General features: G+C 68.3%; 17 protein-coding genes. 8 read left to right on the top strand and 9 right to left on the bottom strand.

The features are described 5' to 3' along the window. Positions 1-38 precede the first annotated feature (38 nt). Both OHA77_RS39740 and OHA77_RS39745 read left to right on the top strand, forming a co-directional pair. On the top strand, positions 39-1,328 hold the full coding sequence (locus tag OHA77_RS39740) for an erythromycin esterase family protein (RefSeq protein WP_406314514.1): 1,290 nt from the start codon (positions 39-41) through the stop codon (positions 1,326-1,328). Beyond that, positions 1,325-2,854 carry an FAD-dependent monooxygenase gene (locus OHA77_RS39745; RefSeq protein WP_406314516.1) on the top strand — a complete coding sequence of 510 codons (1,530 nt, stop codon included), beginning with the start codon at positions 1,325-1,327 and terminating at the stop codon, positions 2,852-2,854. The genes OHA77_RS39740 and OHA77_RS39745 overlap by 4 nt, the downstream gene beginning before the upstream one ends. A gap of 534 nt (positions 2,855-3,388) precedes the next feature. On the opposite strand, the gene OHA77_RS39750 is transcribed toward OHA77_RS39745, so the two are convergent. Next, a complete protein-coding gene (locus OHA77_RS39750; RefSeq protein WP_406314518.1) occupies positions 3,389-3,517 on the bottom strand; it encodes a hypothetical protein in 129 nt (42 codons plus the stop codon). A gap of 24 nt (positions 3,518-3,541) precedes the next feature. Between OHA77_RS39750 and OHA77_RS39755 the strand changes: the two genes are divergently transcribed. Beyond that, positions 3,542-4,975: a DHA2 family efflux MFS transporter permease subunit gene (locus OHA77_RS39755; RefSeq protein ID WP_406314520.1), complete on the top strand. Its 1,434-nt coding sequence runs from the start codon at positions 3,542-3,544 to the stop codon at positions 4,973-4,975. Here the strand turns inward: OHA77_RS39755 and OHA77_RS39760 are convergent. Together OHA77_RS39760 and OHA77_RS39765 are read right to left on the bottom strand one after the other, a co-directional pair. After that, a complete protein-coding gene (locus tag OHA77_RS39760) occupies positions 4,929-5,360 on the bottom strand; it encodes a helix-turn-helix domain-containing protein (protein ID WP_406314522.1) in 432 nt (143 codons plus the stop codon). The genes OHA77_RS39755 and OHA77_RS39760 overlap by 47 nt on opposite strands. A gap of 196 nt (positions 5,361-5,556) precedes the next feature. Then, positions 5,557-6,282: a dienelactone hydrolase family protein gene (locus tag OHA77_RS39765; protein WP_406314216.1), complete on the bottom strand. Its 726-nt coding sequence runs from the start codon at positions 6,280-6,282 to the stop codon at positions 5,557-5,559. 175 nt (positions 6,283-6,457) lie between these two features. On the opposite strand from OHA77_RS39765, the gene OHA77_RS39770 reads away from it, so the two are divergent. Both OHA77_RS39770 and OHA77_RS39775 read left to right on the top strand, forming a co-directional pair. Beyond that, positions 6,458-6,688, top strand: coding sequence for a TetR/AcrR family transcriptional regulator C-terminal domain-containing protein (locus OHA77_RS39770; RefSeq protein WP_406314523.1), 231 nt, complete (start codon positions 6,458-6,460; stop codon positions 6,686-6,688). A gap of 127 nt (positions 6,689-6,815) precedes the next feature. Continuing rightward, entirely contained in the window at positions 6,816-7,187 is a 372-nt protein-coding gene (locus OHA77_RS39775) for a hypothetical protein (RefSeq protein WP_406314525.1), read from the top strand. Positions 7,188-7,246: 59 nt separating this feature from the next. Here the strand turns inward: OHA77_RS39775 and OHA77_RS39780 are convergent, their stop codons facing one another. Further along, a complete protein-coding gene (locus OHA77_RS39780) occupies positions 7,247-7,690 on the bottom strand; it encodes a hypothetical protein (protein WP_406314527.1) in 444 nt (147 codons plus the stop codon). Between the two features lie 124 nt (positions 7,691-7,814). Then, positions 7,815-7,979 (bottom strand): hypothetical protein, encoded by a 165-nt coding sequence (locus OHA77_RS39785; RefSeq protein ID WP_406314528.1) that lies wholly within the window; start codon positions 7,977-7,979, stop codon positions 7,815-7,817. 436 nt (positions 7,980-8,415) lie between these two features. Between OHA77_RS39785 and OHA77_RS39790 the strand changes: the two genes are divergently transcribed. From OHA77_RS39790 to OHA77_RS39800, 3 genes are all read left to right on the top strand, one after another. Further along, positions 8,416-9,264 carry an oxidoreductase gene (locus tag OHA77_RS39790; RefSeq protein WP_406314530.1) on the top strand — a complete coding sequence of 283 codons (849 nt, stop codon included), beginning with the start codon at positions 8,416-8,418 and terminating at the stop codon, positions 9,262-9,264. Next, complete coding sequence (locus OHA77_RS39795; RefSeq protein WP_406314532.1) at positions 9,264-9,878, top strand: TetR/AcrR family transcriptional regulator; 615 nt, start codon at positions 9,264-9,266, stop codon at positions 9,876-9,878. The genes OHA77_RS39790 and OHA77_RS39795 overlap by 1 nt, the downstream gene beginning before the upstream one ends. A 254-nt stretch (positions 9,879-10,132) precedes the next feature. Next, on the top strand, positions 10,133-10,564 hold the full coding sequence (locus tag OHA77_RS39800) for a transposase domain-containing protein (protein ID WP_406314534.1): 432 nt from the start codon (positions 10,133-10,135) through the stop codon (positions 10,562-10,564). Between the two features lie 208 nt (positions 10,565-10,772). Here OHA77_RS39800 and OHA77_RS39805 read toward each other — a convergent pair whose 3' ends face one another. The 4 genes from OHA77_RS39805 to ltrA all read right to left on the bottom strand — a co-directional run bounded on the left by OHA77_RS39805 (position 10,773) and on the right by ltrA (position 13,962). After that, on the bottom strand, positions 10,773-11,735 hold the full coding sequence (locus tag OHA77_RS39805; RefSeq protein WP_406314536.1) for a Tn3 family transposase: 963 nt from the start codon (positions 11,733-11,735) through the stop codon (positions 10,773-10,775). Further along, positions 11,735-11,908, bottom strand: coding sequence for a hypothetical protein (locus tag OHA77_RS39810; protein WP_406314537.1), 174 nt, complete (start codon positions 11,906-11,908; stop codon positions 11,735-11,737). The genes OHA77_RS39805 and OHA77_RS39810 overlap by 1 nt, the downstream gene beginning before the upstream one ends. Before the next feature lie 9 nt (positions 11,909-11,917). Further along, on the bottom strand, positions 11,918-12,208 hold the full coding sequence (locus OHA77_RS39815; protein WP_406314539.1) for a DUF4158 domain-containing protein: 291 nt from the start codon (positions 12,206-12,208) through the stop codon (positions 11,918-11,920). Positions 12,209-12,456: 248 nt separating this feature from the next. Next, the gene (gene ltrA, locus OHA77_RS39820; protein WP_406314541.1) at positions 12,457-13,962 is read right to left on the bottom strand and encodes a group II intron reverse transcriptase/maturase; all 1,506 of its coding nucleotides are present in this window, start codon (positions 13,960-13,962) and stop codon (positions 12,457-12,459) included. Between the last annotated feature and the right edge of the window lie 584 nt (positions 13,963-14,546).

The following is a 14,546-nucleotide window of genomic DNA, read 5'->3' on the forward strand; positions in this document are numbered from 1 at the left end:
GTCCGTTGACCTTCCAGCACCAGAATCGAGTCATCAGCATGCCTGCTTCGTCCCACCCCGGCCTGTTCACCGGCTGGCTGGGTGGCCACGCCGCCCCGCTCACCCACCTCGACCCCGAGGCACCGCTCGACGACCTGGAGCCGCTGCGTGACCTCATCGGCGACGCGCGCGTCGTCGCGATCGGCGAGCACTCCCACTTCATCGACGAGTTCATCCGCCTGCGCCGGCGCCTCCTGCGGTTCCTGGTCGAACGCTGCGGCTTCACCGTCCTGGCCTTCGAGTACGGCTTCAGCGAAGGCTTCCCCCTCGACACCTGGGTTCAGGGCGAGGGCACGGACGACGACCTGACGGGCCACCTCGCCGAGGCGATCCCCGTGGGCGTCGACGACCCGCTGCGCTGGATCCGCCGGCACAACGCCACAGCCTCACAACCGGTGCGTTTCGCCGGCATCGACATCCCGGCAGCCGGCGGGTCCTTGCTCCCCGCCCTGGCCCCGGTCGCCGACTACCTGCGCCGGATCGACCCCGAAGCCCTATCGTCCGTCGAGACGGCGACGCGGATCGCCGGATCGTTCGCCGGAACCTCCGCGGCCGCGGCCGCGCCCGCGTGGGCCCGCCTGCCCGCCGCCGACCAGGACGCCCTCACGGCCGCCCTGACGCGCCTGCTCATCCGGTTCCGCGCCGTCGAGCCGCTGTACGTCTCCCGCGGCGACCGGCCTAGCTACGACATCGCCCTGCGCCGCCTCGAAGGCGCCTGCCAGGCCGACTACGGCTTCCGTGCCATGGCCGGCCTGTTCGCCGGGACCGGGCTGACCGCCGACACCTCGGCCCGCGACGTCTACATGGCCGGATCGGTCCTGTGGCACCTGGAGCGCTCCGAGCCCGGAACCCGCATCGTGTTGGCCGCCCACAACGCCCACATCCAGAAAGCACCCATCTCCTTCAACGGGCAGCTCACCGGCTTCCCCATGGGGCAACACCTGCACGACGCGCTCGGCGACGCGTACTTCGCCCTCGGCCTGACCAGCACCGGCGGCCACACCGGCGAAATGATCCGCGACGAGGAGGCGCGCTTCGGCTTCCGCATCGAGGACACCGCGCTGCAGCCGCCCGAGCCGGGCAGCGTCGAAGCCGCCTTCGCCGACGCCGGCCTCGGGCTCAGCATCGCCGGCCTCCGCCCGGCGCGCACCCAGGCCGGCCCTGGCCCCGACCGTATCCGACTGCAGAGCACCTTCCTGCACACCCCCGTCCTGGACGCGTTCGACGGCATCCTGCACACCCCGGCCTCCACCGTGGCCCGCGACCTCGAAGAAGGAAAAACCCCGTGACCCAAACCGGCGTGATCATCGTAGGGGCCGGCCCCGCCGGCCTCATGCTGGCCGCCGAGCTGCGGCTGGCCGGCGTACGGCCGCTGGTTCTGGAGCGCAAGCCGCAGCGCCGCGACATCCCCAAGGCCGGCGGCCTCGGCGGGCAGATCCTGGAGCTGCTGCGCTACCGGGGCCTGCTGGAACGCTTCGAGGCGGCCTGCACTGGCCCCGTCCCACCACCCCGGTTCCCGTTCGGCGGTGTGCATCTGGACTTCACCCAGCTGGCCAATCCCCCGCTGCACGCCCTGCCGCTCCCGCAACAGCGACTGGAGCAGCTGCTCGACGACCGCGCCGGCGAGCTCGACGCCGAGATCCGCCGCGGGCACGAGGTGACCGGGATCAGCCAGGACGACACGGCGGTGACCGTGGACGTGCTGGGTCCGGACGGCCCGTACCAGGTAGTCGCCCGCTACCTCGTAGGGTGCGACGGCGCGCGCAGCCGCGTCCGCGACTGGGCCGCCATTCCGTTCCCCGGCATCACCTATCCGGAGGTCAACCGGCTGGCCCAGGTCACGCTGCCCGACGAGGTGACCGTACTCGGCAACGGCGACCTCGACGTCCCCGGCTTCGGCACGATCAGCGCGGGCTTCACCCGCACGGACCACGGCCTGTTCGGCATCGGCTCCTCGCCCGGCTCCAGGGCCGTCTCCCTCTACACGATCGAGGACGAGAGCACCGAGTACGACGACGATGTCCCCATGACCGTGCCGGAGCTCCAGGACAGCATCCACCGCGTGCTCGGCGCGCGGCTGCCCGTGGCGGAGGCGACCCGGCTGTCGCGGTTCACTTTCAAGGCCCGCCAGGCCGAGCGCTACCGCGACGGCCGGATCCTGCTGGCCGGCGACGCGGCGCACCTGTTCCCCGCCACCGGAGTGGCGCTCAACGCCGGCCTGCTCGACGCGGTCAACCTGGCCTGGAAGCTGGCCGCCGACCTGCACGGCCGCGCACCGGCCGGCCTGCTGGACACCTACCACGGCGAACGCCACCTCGCCGGCACCCGTACCATGCTGCACACCCGGGCCCAGGTGGCACTGCGGCGCGGGCACGACGCGGCCGCCGAGGCGCTACGTGAGGTCTTCACCGAGTTGCTCACCGATGAGCAGCCGCTGCGCCGCATGGGAGCGCTCGTCGCCGGCACCGACCTGCGCTACCCCATGCCCGGCACCGAGCCCCACCCGCTGGCCGGCAGCTTCGCCGCCGACCTCACCCTGTACACCGACCAGGGCGTCACCAGCGTCGCGGAGCTCCTGCACGCCGCCCGGCCCATCCTGCTCGACCTCGCCGGCCGCCCGGAGCTTCGCGAGCTCGCCCGGAAGTGGCGCGATCACGTGGACGTGCGCACCGCCAAGACCGACGAGCGTCCGGCCGACGTCCTGCTGATCCGCCCGGACGCCTACATCGCCTGGGCCGCGGCGGTCGGAGAACCCGACGGCACCGCTGCGACCGCGCTGCGAGAAGCGCTGTCCCACTGGTTCGGCGCCCCCTGACGGGCCGCCTGCGTCTGAGTCGGCCCGGAATTTTTATAGCTCCGGCCAGCCGTCATTCGGGTTGATCAGTGGGTACGGCGGTGACGGCCCCCAGGTGAATCGGCCGCCGCGCTCGATGTCAACATCTGTTGGCCTACGCCCGTTGACATGGGAAGATTTAAAAAGTCATTCCGTTACTGGACAAATCCCGCTCGCTATGTCCATGCACCGATGGGCATGGAGATATCTATCTCATTGTGCGGAGCTCCGTTTTATGGCCTCCCCGTCGATAACCCAATTGACCTGGGGTGAGACATCTCGGAAGCATTTTTTTCGGCTTTTCGAGCGTTTGTGGCAGGACATTAGGCTGCACATTCATGGAATCGACTTTTCGATCGGCCGAAGAACTCGCGGCCGCCATGCGTGCCGGTGAAGTGACCTCGGCGGAACCGACCGACGAGGCGATCGCCCGCATCGAGCGGGACGCCAAGGTGATCAACGCGATCTGTGTGCGGGTGTCCGTCGCGGGCGATCACTTCCAGCGGCCCGTAGCTGTCAGGGGTGCAGGTCGGTGCGCCAGAACCGCTGGTCGCCCAGGTCGGCGAAGCGGGCGCGAACCAGTGGCCGAGCATGGAGAAGATCCCGCACACCGTTGACCGCGTTCAAAAGCGTGAGACCAGTCACCAACTGCTTTTAGGAAGGATGTACGTGAAAGCGTTGCTCACCCTGACCTGCGCAGGTCAGTTCATGGTGCTGCTCGACAACACGATCGTCGGCGCCGCTCTGCCCGATATGCAGCAGCGGCTCCACACCGGGCTGACCGGCCTGCAGTGGATCGTCGACGCCTACGTGCTGGTGGTGGCCATGCTGCTGCTGTCGGGCGGCGTCTTCGCCGACCGGTTCGGCCGCAGGCGGGTGTTCCTGGCCGGGGTGGTGGTGTTCACGGCCGCGTCGGTGGTGTGTTCGCTCGCGCCCTCGATCGGCTGGCTGATCGCCGGGCGGGTGCTGCAGGGCGTCGGGGCCGCGGCGCTGAGCCCCGCCTCACTGGCACTGCTCGTCGCCGCGTATCCCGCCCCGAGGGAGCGCGTCAGAGCGATCGGGTTGTGGGCCGGGTTCAGCGGCATCGGCCTGGCCGCCGGACCACTGGCGGGCGGGATCCTGGTGGAGTCCTTCGGCTGGCCCGCCATCTTCCTGGTCAACGTGCCCATCGGGGCGGTCCTGCTGCTGGCCGGGCTGCGCGTGCTGGGAGAGTCCCGCAACCCGAGCGCGCCGCCGATCGACGTCCCCGGCACGGTCCTGTCCGCCGCGGGCGTGGGCGCTGTGACCTACGGCCTGATCGAGGGCGGTTCCCGAGGCTGGACCTCGCCGGTGATCCTGGGCAGCTTCGCCGCCGGACTGGTGCTCCTGGCCGCGTTCGTCGTGGTCGAGGGTCGTGTGTCGACGCCGATGCTGCCGCTGCGGCTGTTCCGTCAGCGGCTGTTCACGGTGTCCAACACGGCGATGGTCGTGGTCGGGTTCGCGCTGATGGGGTCGTCGTTCTTCTTCTCCCAGTTCTTCGTCTACGTCCAGGGCACTTCGATCCTGGTCGCCGGGCTGCGGACCCTGCCCGTCTCGCTGGCCATGGTGATCGTCAGCCCGTACGCGGGCCGGTTCGCGGCCAGGTACGGCTTCCGTGTCATCGTCAGCATCGGCCTGGCGCTGGCCGGGCTGGGGCTGCTGGCACTGGGCTTCGTCCACGCCGATACCGGCTACGGGAACGTGTGGTGGCGGCTGGCGGTCGCCGGCATCGGGTTCGCTCTGACCATGTCGCCGCTGACCGGCGCCGCCATCCAGGCGGTCAGCCCGCAGGAGGGCGGCCTCGCCTCGGGCGTCAGCAGCACCACCCGGCAGATCGGCGCGGTGCTCGGCGTGGCGGTGCTCGGGGCGATCGTCCACACGCGGGAGTCCGGCGGAGCCTCCTTCGAATCCGGCCTCAACAGCGCCTTCCTCGCGGCGGGGGCCGTGACGCTGGCCTGCGCCGTGTTCACCGGCCTGTGGCTGACCACGGCCCGGACGCCGAGGGGTTTCCGGGCCGAACAGTCAGGAGGCCAAGCGGTCAGTGAGCCGGCACTGACAGCTCCTCCCGGTCGGCCCACGTCTTGAGCTGCTCGGCGTCCGGATCGCGAGAGGTCTTCCAGGTCTTTATCCGTTGAAACGAGACGCCCTCCTGGCGGAGCAGGACCCGAAGGCCCTCATGGCTGATGTCGTCGACCACCCCCTCAGCGATCAGGAAGTCGGCCAGCCTGGCCAGGCTCCAGGTCGAGAACGGCAGGTCATGCTCGACCGGCTTAGACTTGGCGATCTTCTTGATCTCCCGGCGCTCGGCCAGCGTGAACACCTTCGGGCGGCCTCCCGCGTACTTGGGGTACAGCGAATCGAACCCGTCGGCGTTGAAGTTATGGATCACATCCCGGACCCGGTCAGGGCTGGTGAACGTCACCTCAGCGATCTTCACCTGGTTCATGCCCTGCGCTGACAGCAGCACCATCTGCGCACGTCGCTAGGTCACCACCGATCCTGTCCCGCGCCGCACAATCCGCAACAGACGACGCCCCTCGTCATCGCCGACCTCACGCACCTGCATCCACTCGGGCATGTCGAACGGTCTGACTCGGACGCGCCGGCCGGGAACAGACCCCGGCCGGCGCGTCGCCGGCTATGTCACCGGCGATAAGGCGGCGGCCTTACCCAAGGTGCCGGGCGAAGAACCGCAGCGCATCGTCGGTCTCGAACGCGGGGATTCCCCCGTGGTCGCCGGGGTTGGCGTGCAGCGTCTTGTCGGTGGAACCCAGGGCGTCGAACAGCGCCAGGGCCTGGTCTCTGGGCACTCGCGTATCGTCCCATTGGAGCAGGAACTGCACCGGCACGGTGACCCGGGCGGCGGGTGCGGCCAGCCCGTGCACGCCGAGCAGGCCCAGCACCGCGGCGCGGATCCGGGAGTCGGCGGCGAGCAGCGGCACACCGATCCCGCAGCCCATCGACACACCCCAATAGCCGGCCGGGCCGGCGCCCACGTGGTCGAGCTCCTGGACCGCGGTCAGCACGGCCTGCCAGTCGGCGACGGCCCGCCCGGCCAGCAGGTCGTGCATGGCCGCGACCAGCTCGGTCGGATCCTCACCGGCGGCCATACGGGCCCGCATGTCACCCGCGAACCGGATGAACCGCTCATCTTTCGGCCGGTCGCCGTGGTTGGGGGCATCGATCGCGGCGACGGCGAAACACCCTTCGGCGGCGAACCGGTGCGCGCTGGCCAGGACGCCGGGAGCCTTCTTGTGCTGACCGCCGCCGTGTCCCATCAGGATCAGCGGGCGGGGGCCGGTAGCGCCTTGCGGCGTGAACAGCACACCGGTGATCTCGCCGAGGGTGAAGGACTGTTCGGTGACGCCGTCGGTCGACGTCTGAGAGGTCAAGCTGAAGCGCATAGCGTTTCAAAGCCTTTCGGGGGTGCCTTGTGTCGGCGCTCCCTAGACCATGCACAGGAGGGAGCCCCGATCTGTCATCACAGCGTTGATCGGTCTCACCTCCTCCAGTCGTACTGCTGCACGGCGCCGCTGAAGCTATCACACAGACATCGCTGGGCAAACGTTGCCTGACACGGCGCTAGCTCGCCTCATCCTGGCCGGCCGCCTGCGCGCCACCGGCCCTGAGCCGGTGGCCGAGCAGCTACTCGCCCTGCTCGTAGGACACTTGAAGGCGCGCTCACGCATGGGCCCCCGACTGCTCGGCGACGATGAGCTGCGGGAGGTGGCCCGGGTCGCCGTCGACACCTTCCTCCAGGCTTACGCCCCCTCTGGCCGGCAAACGATCGAGTCCTAGAGTCGCAGGACTGTCACCCCGGGCTCCCGCGGCTAACTGATTATTATCTGCGACAATGACAGAACCGAGCAGGGCGAATACCTCGCCGAACCGAGGCCGGCTCGGCACGCTTATATGCGATAGCAACGTGAGGGGGTACCGTGGGCGAGCTTCACCGCCTGGAGCGCGACGGATCACCTCCGCTCCCCGCGCGACGACCGCCTACCTGGCCACCCTGTCCGGCTCCGAGCAACGCAACACCCAGCGCGACTACCGCTCCACCCTCCGCGCCCTGACCACCGAGTTCGCGCCGCCAGGCACCCACGTCCTGCTCGCCGAGCTCGATGACGAAGCAGGCGTCGACCGGCTCACCACCTGGTTCACCCTCCAATGGAGCGGCCGGGCTCCCGCGACCTTCAACCGGCACCTAGACGCGCTCCGCTCCGCAGCGACCTTCTGGATGGATCAGGGCTGGCTGACCACCAACCCGACCCGGCGGCTAGGCCCTGTCCTCGTATAGCTACGGTCAGGTGGCGAGTAGCCCTGTGTAACGTTCTGGGCTGCAGTCTCGGCGGTCTATCAGCGCCGAGCGTCGGCTACGAGGGAGTTGACGCGGGTCTCGTACTCGCGGCGGGCCTTGCGCTGCGCCGGGATCGCCGGAGTGCTGGGGGCGCCGTCGAGAGGCTGGCAGTGGGCGAGCAGTGCCCGGTGTACCGAGGGCACGGCGCTGACGCGCAACGTGTAGCCCTGACCTCGGCGTACAGTCACGCCTTGGTCGAGCGCGGCGCGCTCGGCGTCGTCCAGTTCGGCCGCGAGTAGGAAGTCGGCGACCTTGCCCGGCATGTCGAGGGCGACCGCCAGCTCCGAGGCCGGGACGTCCTGGTGGACGGCGGTGTGTTCGGGCATGAGGTCGGCAACGGCCGTGCGGATGGCACCGCGGCTGACGTCGTGTTCGCGGGCAAGACTGGCGATGGACTGGCCGTCCAGGTACGCGGCGCGTACGGCGGCGGCCTTCGTTGCCATGACGACTGAGCGTCGGCCGCCCTTGTTGCCTTCGCCTCGGCGGCCCGCAGCCCGTCGTACGTCAGCTCGCGCTGGAGGTCGCGCTGGAGTTCGCCGGCTGCGGCGAGGGTCTGCACCGTGAACTTCACGGTGGACAGCAGTTCTCCGGTGCGCGGGTGGAGGCGGCTGGAGGTGCCGGCCTCTTCTTCGAAGGGGATCGGTCCTCGATCCCGGCCTCGTCGAGCACGAGGTTTTGACGGCCGGTCGGCTGCTGGTCGGTCGACACCCGCTTGTAGACCAGGTTGGCCATGCCGCTCCCCTGTTTCGATGTCGCATTCTCGACCCTAGCTGTCAGCAAACCTTGTCATCAGCCTCCATTGGATCTCATTAAATCCGAGCCGCGAACAGGCCCCGAAAAGTCCGGGTTCATTGGACGCCCGTCGCGCCTGTCGTCATTCGATCGTTTGACGACAGCCGAGTGGCAGCCTGCCGGTGGTCAGGCCCCGCATCTTCTCTCAGGCCCTCGCTGGGTGTCCCTGTGATGATCGGGGTGCGGTTCTAGGTTGACGGCCTGGCTGCTGGGCCTTGACGGCGCCGATCCGGGCGGTGCGCGGCACGCGGATGGCCTGGGGGTTCCATTCCGTGAGCGCTACCAGAATCGACGTTGTAACGATAAAAATCGACACGGTGTAGACTTTTATTGAAGAGGGCGACCCGGCTCCTCGCGAGACCTCTCTGGAGGAACAATGGAGAAGCGGAACTGGCTCATCACCGGCGTCAGCACGGGCCTGGGGCGCGCTTTCGCCCAAGCCGCCCTGGCCGCCGGGCACACCGTCATCGGCACCGTCCGCTCCGAGAAGGACCTGCGGGCCTTCGAAGAGCTCAGGCCCGGGCATGCTCACGGCCGTATCCTGGACGTAACGGACGGTGACGCCGTCTCCGGCGCGGTCGTGGAGGTCGAGCGGAGCGTCGGCCCCTTGGACGTCGTCGTCGCCAACGCCGGCTACGGCCTGGAGGGGACCTTCGAGGAAACCCCGCTGACCGAGGTGCGACGGCAGTTCGAGGTGAACGTGTTCGGGGCGGTGGCCACCCTGCAGGCGGCGCTGTCCCACATGCGCCGCCGCCGTCGCGGACACCTGATGGCCGTTACCTCCATGGGCGGGCTCATGGCCGTGCCCGGCATGTCCGCCTACTGCGGCAGCAAGTTCGCCCTGGAGGGAATCCTGGAGGCGCTGGGCAAGGAAGTCGCGCAGTTCGGAATCCATGTGACGGCGATCGAGCCCGGCTCCTTCCGCACCGACTGGGCCGGACGGTCCATGGCACGTGCTGCGCGGACCGTCGACGACTACGACGAGTTGTTCACCCCCATCCGCGAAGCGCGGCAGAAGGCCAGCGGGAACCAGCTGGGCAATCCGGCCAAGGCGGGGGAAGCGGTCGTGCACATCACGACGGTCGAGCAGCCGCCGGCCCACCTCCTCCTGGGCACGGACGCGCTGCGGCTGGTCACCGCCGCGCGCACGGCCGTGGACGAGGACATCCGCGCGTGGGAGACACTCTCGCGTACGACCGACTTCGCCGAGGGCGCTCAGCTCTGATGCCCGGCCACCATTCCGCGCGCGGTCGGCGCACCACCGAGCGCAAGGGGGATGTCCGGGAGCGGGCCATCCTCGACACCTGCGAAGGCCTGCTGGCGCACAAGGGCTACGACGCCATGACCGTCGGCGACATCGCCCAGGGCGCCGGCATCACACGCGGGGCCCTGTACTTCTACTTCGGCTCCAAGCAAGAAGTGGTCACGGCACTCGTGGCCCGGACCGTCGAGCACCTGTGGGAACGGTCCCGGGCCACCGCGCAGACCGACGAGCCACGCCAGGCCATCGCAGCAGCCATGCAGCGCACGGTCGAGCTGTGGAACGAACACGGCCCGGTCATGCGCACGGCGATCGACCTGTCGTTGACCGTGCCGGAGATCGGTGAACTGTGGAAGCACACGGCTGACCTGTTCATCGCGGCCATCACCGCCGTCCTGGAACGCGCCGGCATCCAGGTCGGCACTGCACCGGACCAGGCCTCGGCGATGGCACGCGCCCTGTGCTGGATGATCGAGCGGACCTTCTACCACGCTTCACAGGAATCCCGCGAGAAGCTCCAAGAGGCGTCGGCGACATGCGAACACATCTGGCTGACCAGTGCCGGCCTGATCACGTGAGGTATCTGCCATGGACGCGGTGAGGCGCGGAACCATGAAGTCCGGGTCGAGCCTTGCCCCAAGGCCGGGTGGTTAACGTATTCGTGCTGGTGGCAAGGGGGTTGGCCGCGGTTTTCGCGCCGAAGGGAACGCGGGCGGCGGAGCCCCGCTGGAGCAGGTAGTCCGCCAAGACTTCCGCCACTCACGGAGCTCCGTTGCCTGTACGTCATTGGGCCCTGCCGCCTGGTCCGACGACCGTGTCTCGTGAGTTCACGGTGGCCGGGGGTCGGTTCGCTCCCGGTCACCTGGGCGAGCTGACCCAGGTGCTGCCGTTCGATCTCGTCGACGCCGTCCTGGAAGAGACGTTGACGGTGCAACGCCGGCTGCGGGACCTGCCCTCTCGGGTGGGCGTCTACTTCGTACTCGCGATGTGCCTGTTCCCGGAGGTCGGCTACCGGCCGGTGTGGCAGAAGCTGACCGCGGCCCTGGCAGGGGCAGGGCTGGAGATCGCGTGGCCGACCGCGAAGGCCCTGCGCGACCTGCGCCGCCGGGTCGGTGCCCCTCGGCGAGGTCACCCTGGGCACCATGCGCCGACAGCTCGACCGGTGGGCCAGCCAGGGACTCGTCCACAAGGCCGGACCGGTCACCTACACCAGCCAGTACGGCCCCTTGCCACCAGCACGAATACGTTAACTACCCGGCCTTGAGCCTTGCCCCCCATGAAGTGGACACCTGTTTGCGTTGTTATGCGGCGAGGGTGCTGGTGACCAGATGCTGTTCGTAGGTGATCGGATCCCCAGCTCCTCACCCCAGGCCGCCGCCGGTCTGCCCTCGGCGGCGCGCGGCACGGGTACGGTGTCCCGGGCGGTCAGGTCCAGGTCGAGATGTCTGTTCATATCCAGCTCGAACCGGCCGTTAGATGCACACCGACTTCCGCTCGACGTGCCAGTAGATCATCGCCCCGGGGCCCCGGTAGCGCTGGTGCCACTCGGTCATCAGGTTCGAGGACCAGGAGCCGAACTTGCGGCTGTCGGAGGCGCACGCCGTGCCGCTGCCCCACCACATCTCGTCGCGGGCGGCGAAGGTGGCGTTCACCAGCTTCCGCAGGGCAGCGCGCATGTTGGCCCGGTTGACGAACAGGTGCCGCACCCGGCGCAACGTCGCCTCGGACTCGCCGTGCTTGCCGGTCACCGCGACCCGCTTGATGCCCATGTTGGTGCCCAGCCCGAACAGCACCAGCAGCAGTCGGCGCCGCAGCACGTCCTTGGACAGGTTCTCCCTCGTTGCCACCGAGGTGAACTCGGAGATGAAGTCGGTGTCGAACTCGGCGTACTTCAGGATGTCCAGCAGGTCGATGGTGCCCCAGCGTCGCTCGATCTCGCCCCTGATGGCGACCAAGGACTCCGGTTCCTCCTGCTTGCCGTGCGGCGAGACCTTGATCCACGGCTCACCGTGCTTCTTGACGATCGCGACCCCGCCCGTGGTGCCCTCGGCCAGCGCCTGCTCGAACCGGTCCAGCGCCGTGCGGAGCTTGCACTGGAGGGCGGTGATGAACTCGCCCGCGTCCTGCGGTTGCCCCAGGGCCGCGTAGTGCACATCTCGGTTGTCTTCGAAGTCGGCGGGCAGGTCGTCCTCCGGGTTGCGCCACCGGTTCGCCCCCACGACCCATATCTCCCGCCGACGCAGCGTGTCCCGCAGTGCCACCAGGACACACAGCTCGTACGGGATGCGCTCGACGCGGCCCTTGTCGTCCACCACCGCCACCCGCCACTGGTCGGGAAGCACACCCTCCAGCGGCACCGTCTCCGCCGGGCCGAAGAACGCGCCCTCCTTCAGCGGCTGCTCCAAATACCGCTTCAGAAGGTCGATCGCGTCCATCACCGGCCGGTACGCGGCTTCAGCGTCAGCGCCTTTAGCAGCGGCGCAAGCATCCGCCGCCAGTGCGCCGAGTACGACGACCGCAGCACCGTGCGGACCCGGGCCTTGTAGCGGGCCTCGTTCGCCGCGGCCTCCGCCGCCAGCGCCTTGAGTGTCTTCTCCTCGCCGACCAACTGGGAAGATCACCCGCCGCACCGTGCCGGACGGCTCCGACAGCGCCGCCTCCGCTCGCCCTGCCAGTCGTACGCCGCCCAAGCCCCCGCCGGCACCTTCACCTGCTGGGCCACGTACTCCACCGCGGCGGCCGGAACCTCCCTGGCCGACTCCGGGAATCGGGCCTCCACCTCGAAGAACTTCAGCAGTAGCGTGAACCCGAGCCGGGTCGCCCCCGATTTGTTCCGTACCTTCTTCATGTCGTCTTCGAACAGCGTCCAGACCTCGATCAGGTCTTCCGGCTCCCAGTCCTGCCGCACCCGCCCGCCCTTAGGCGACAGTTGATTACGCGGGGTCGCCAGAGCGGCACCCGTGCAAGATCACGTCAGGACCCGGACAGGGTTCGACCCTGACGAGGTCGTAATGGTGACCTGGGCAATGCCGCTCATTGTTGGGTCGGGCCAGGGCGCGGTGCTGACCTTGCGATCAGTCCGTTTCCCCGGCCCGCCCGCCGAACCCGGCGTGCTCCTCTCGAAGCACCGGGCTCTCCACGTGTTGTGGCCGTTGGTCAGCCGCTGGCTGTGGCGGCTGCCGGTGTCGGGGTCCAGGGGGTTGCGATGCTGTGCCCCCGGTAGCGGTATCGGGTCACCTTCACGCTGGCGGCGCCGGTGAGCTCGATGCCGTCATGAACGATTCTCCAGGTGCCCGGTCGGCAGAATCTGCGGCGCATCTCCTGACGGCTGAGCAGTGAGTGTTTGCGAAAGATCCAGTTCGCGACGCGACGCCAGGTGAAGGAGTCGATCGCGTTGAACACATCTTTCGCCACCGCATGCCGGAAGTAGTTCGCCCACCCGCGCAAGAGCCGGTTGAGACTACCGATCAGCTCGGCCAGGCTCATATGGCGGGTTGACCTGTAGGTCTTTGCTTTCACCTTGTCCTTGATCGACTGGATCGCCTTCTTGGACACCATGGTGTAGACGTAATGCTTGTTCGTCCCCCTCTTCCGCATCCGGCGGATATGAAAGCTGAGGAAGTCAAAGCCCTCATCGATGTGGACCACGCGGGTCTTCTCCGGTGACAGCCGCAGCCCTAACGGAACGAGCACGGCCGCCACCTCCTCACGCAGTGCCTCGGCGTGCCGGCGCTCTCCGCTCACCATGACGACGAAGTCATCGGCGAACCGGATGAGCTTCCAGTTGCCCAGACCGTTCTTCCTGCGTTTGACCCGCTGGTAAATGGTTCCCATCTGCTCTCGTCGTTGCCGGTCGAAGTATTCGTCCAGCGCCGACAGGGCGATGTTGGCCAGCAGCGGGGAGAGAATCCCGCCTTGCGGGGTTCCCGCCGGTGTCTCCTGCCGGTCTCCGGTAGTCGTCATGACCCCGGCCTTCAGGAACGCCTTGACCAGCGCGCAGACCCGCTTGTCCTTGATCCTCGCCCGCAGGCGATCCATCAACGCCGTGTGGTCGATCTCGTCGAAACACGCCGTGATGTCCGCCTCCAGCACCCAGGTGTGATTCGAGGGAGCCGAAGCCAGATGGTGGATCTCGGCAATCGCATCATGCGCCCGCCGGTTAGGCCGGAACCCATACGAGCACGGCAGGAAATCCGCCTCGAAGATGGGTTCGAGCACCGCCTTGAGACTGGCCTGGACGATCCGGTCGGCGACGGTGGGGATGCCCAGCTTGCGAAGCTTGCCGCTCGCCTTGGGAATCATCACCTGCCGCACTTCGACCGGTTCGAACCCGCCGAACTTCAGCGAGTTGCGGATCTCCTCCAGGAAGGTCTCCACCCCGATCCGGGCTTCGATCCAGGCCACCGTGGCCCGGTCGACGCCCGCAGTCCGCGCCCCGGCGTTAGAGGACACGCGTTCCCACGCGTGCACCAAAAACGCCCGGTCATAGACGAGGTTGAACAGGTCACCGAACCGGCGACCGAGATCATCGGTCGCCCAACGGTGCAACTTGATCTGCATCTTCCGTACCGCGAAGAAAGCCGGATCAGCATCCGGCCATCTCCCAGCGTCGGTATTCACCGCCGCATCTTCGGACATTGCACCCTTCTCCTTGCTCGACACGCTGCCGTCCTTCCCCATGTGCCGGGCTCTCCCCGGCTCGGAGTACTACGACGGCTCCGTCCCACCCACGCCCTTCGGCGGACATCGCACCTATCCCCGCTCACCTTCCTGGCTGGAAGGTCGAAGAGGAGGGAGCGCGGGGGTTCCCACGTTCACTGCTGTCCGTTCGACGAGTTAGGCACCCGGCTATACCCCTGCGGCCTCGCCATGGCTACGCCGTGGCCTTTCACCATGGCCTCCCGACCAGGCGCCCCAATGCCCGGCCAGAAGTTCCCCGCCCCGCGATGAGGGGGCGGGTGCGCACCGCTGACCAGCCCATATCCACCGGATTTGAGCTGGCGTCACATCAAGAGGCGTAACGACACCGGTTCCTCGCGTATACCTTCTCGTCTCGCTCATCGGGCCCGGCCCGTCCGGTAGTGCCAGGCCGACCCGACTTTGTCGAGGCTGCTCCCGCCCTCCCCAGCGACTCCAGGGTTGGGCTGCCTCCAGCTTTGCTCCGCCACCACGACGGCAGAGCAGCGGCGGTCTTTCACCTCCGCACGGACAGATCAGCGCTTCGTGGCGCACTGGAGCTCATGACA

Origin of the sequence: Streptosporangium sp. NBC_01639 (assembly GCF_045209755.1) — a bacterium.
Classification (GTDB): Bacteria; Actinomycetota; Actinomycetes; order Streptosporangiales; family Streptosporangiaceae; genus Streptosporangium.

Coding starts and splice junctions, on each gene's coding strand:
- OHA77_RS39740 (WP_406314514.1), top strand. CDS start 39: ATGCCTGCTTCGTCCCACCCCGGCCTGTTCACCGGCTGGCTGGGTGGC.
- OHA77_RS39760 (WP_406314522.1), bottom strand. CDS start 5,360: ATGGTGCTGCTGTCAGCGCAGGGCATGAACCAGGTGAAGATCGCTGAG.
- OHA77_RS39780 (WP_406314527.1), bottom strand. CDS start 7,690: ATGGCAACGAAGGCCGCCGCCGTACGCGCCGCGTACCTGGACGGCCAG.
- OHA77_RS39785 (WP_406314528.1), bottom strand. CDS start 7,979: ATGGCCAACCTGGTCTACAAGCGGGTGTCGACCGACCAGCAGCCGACC.
- OHA77_RS39790 (WP_406314530.1), top strand. CDS start 8,416: ATGGAGAAGCGGAACTGGCTCATCACCGGCGTCAGCACGGGCCTGGGG.
- OHA77_RS39795 (WP_406314532.1), top strand. CDS start 9,264: ATGCCCGGCCACCATTCCGCGCGCGGTCGGCGCACCACCGAGCGCAAG.
- OHA77_RS39805 (WP_406314536.1), bottom strand. CDS start 11,735: ATGGACGCGATCGACCTTCTGAAGCGGTATTTGGAGCAGCCGCTGAAG.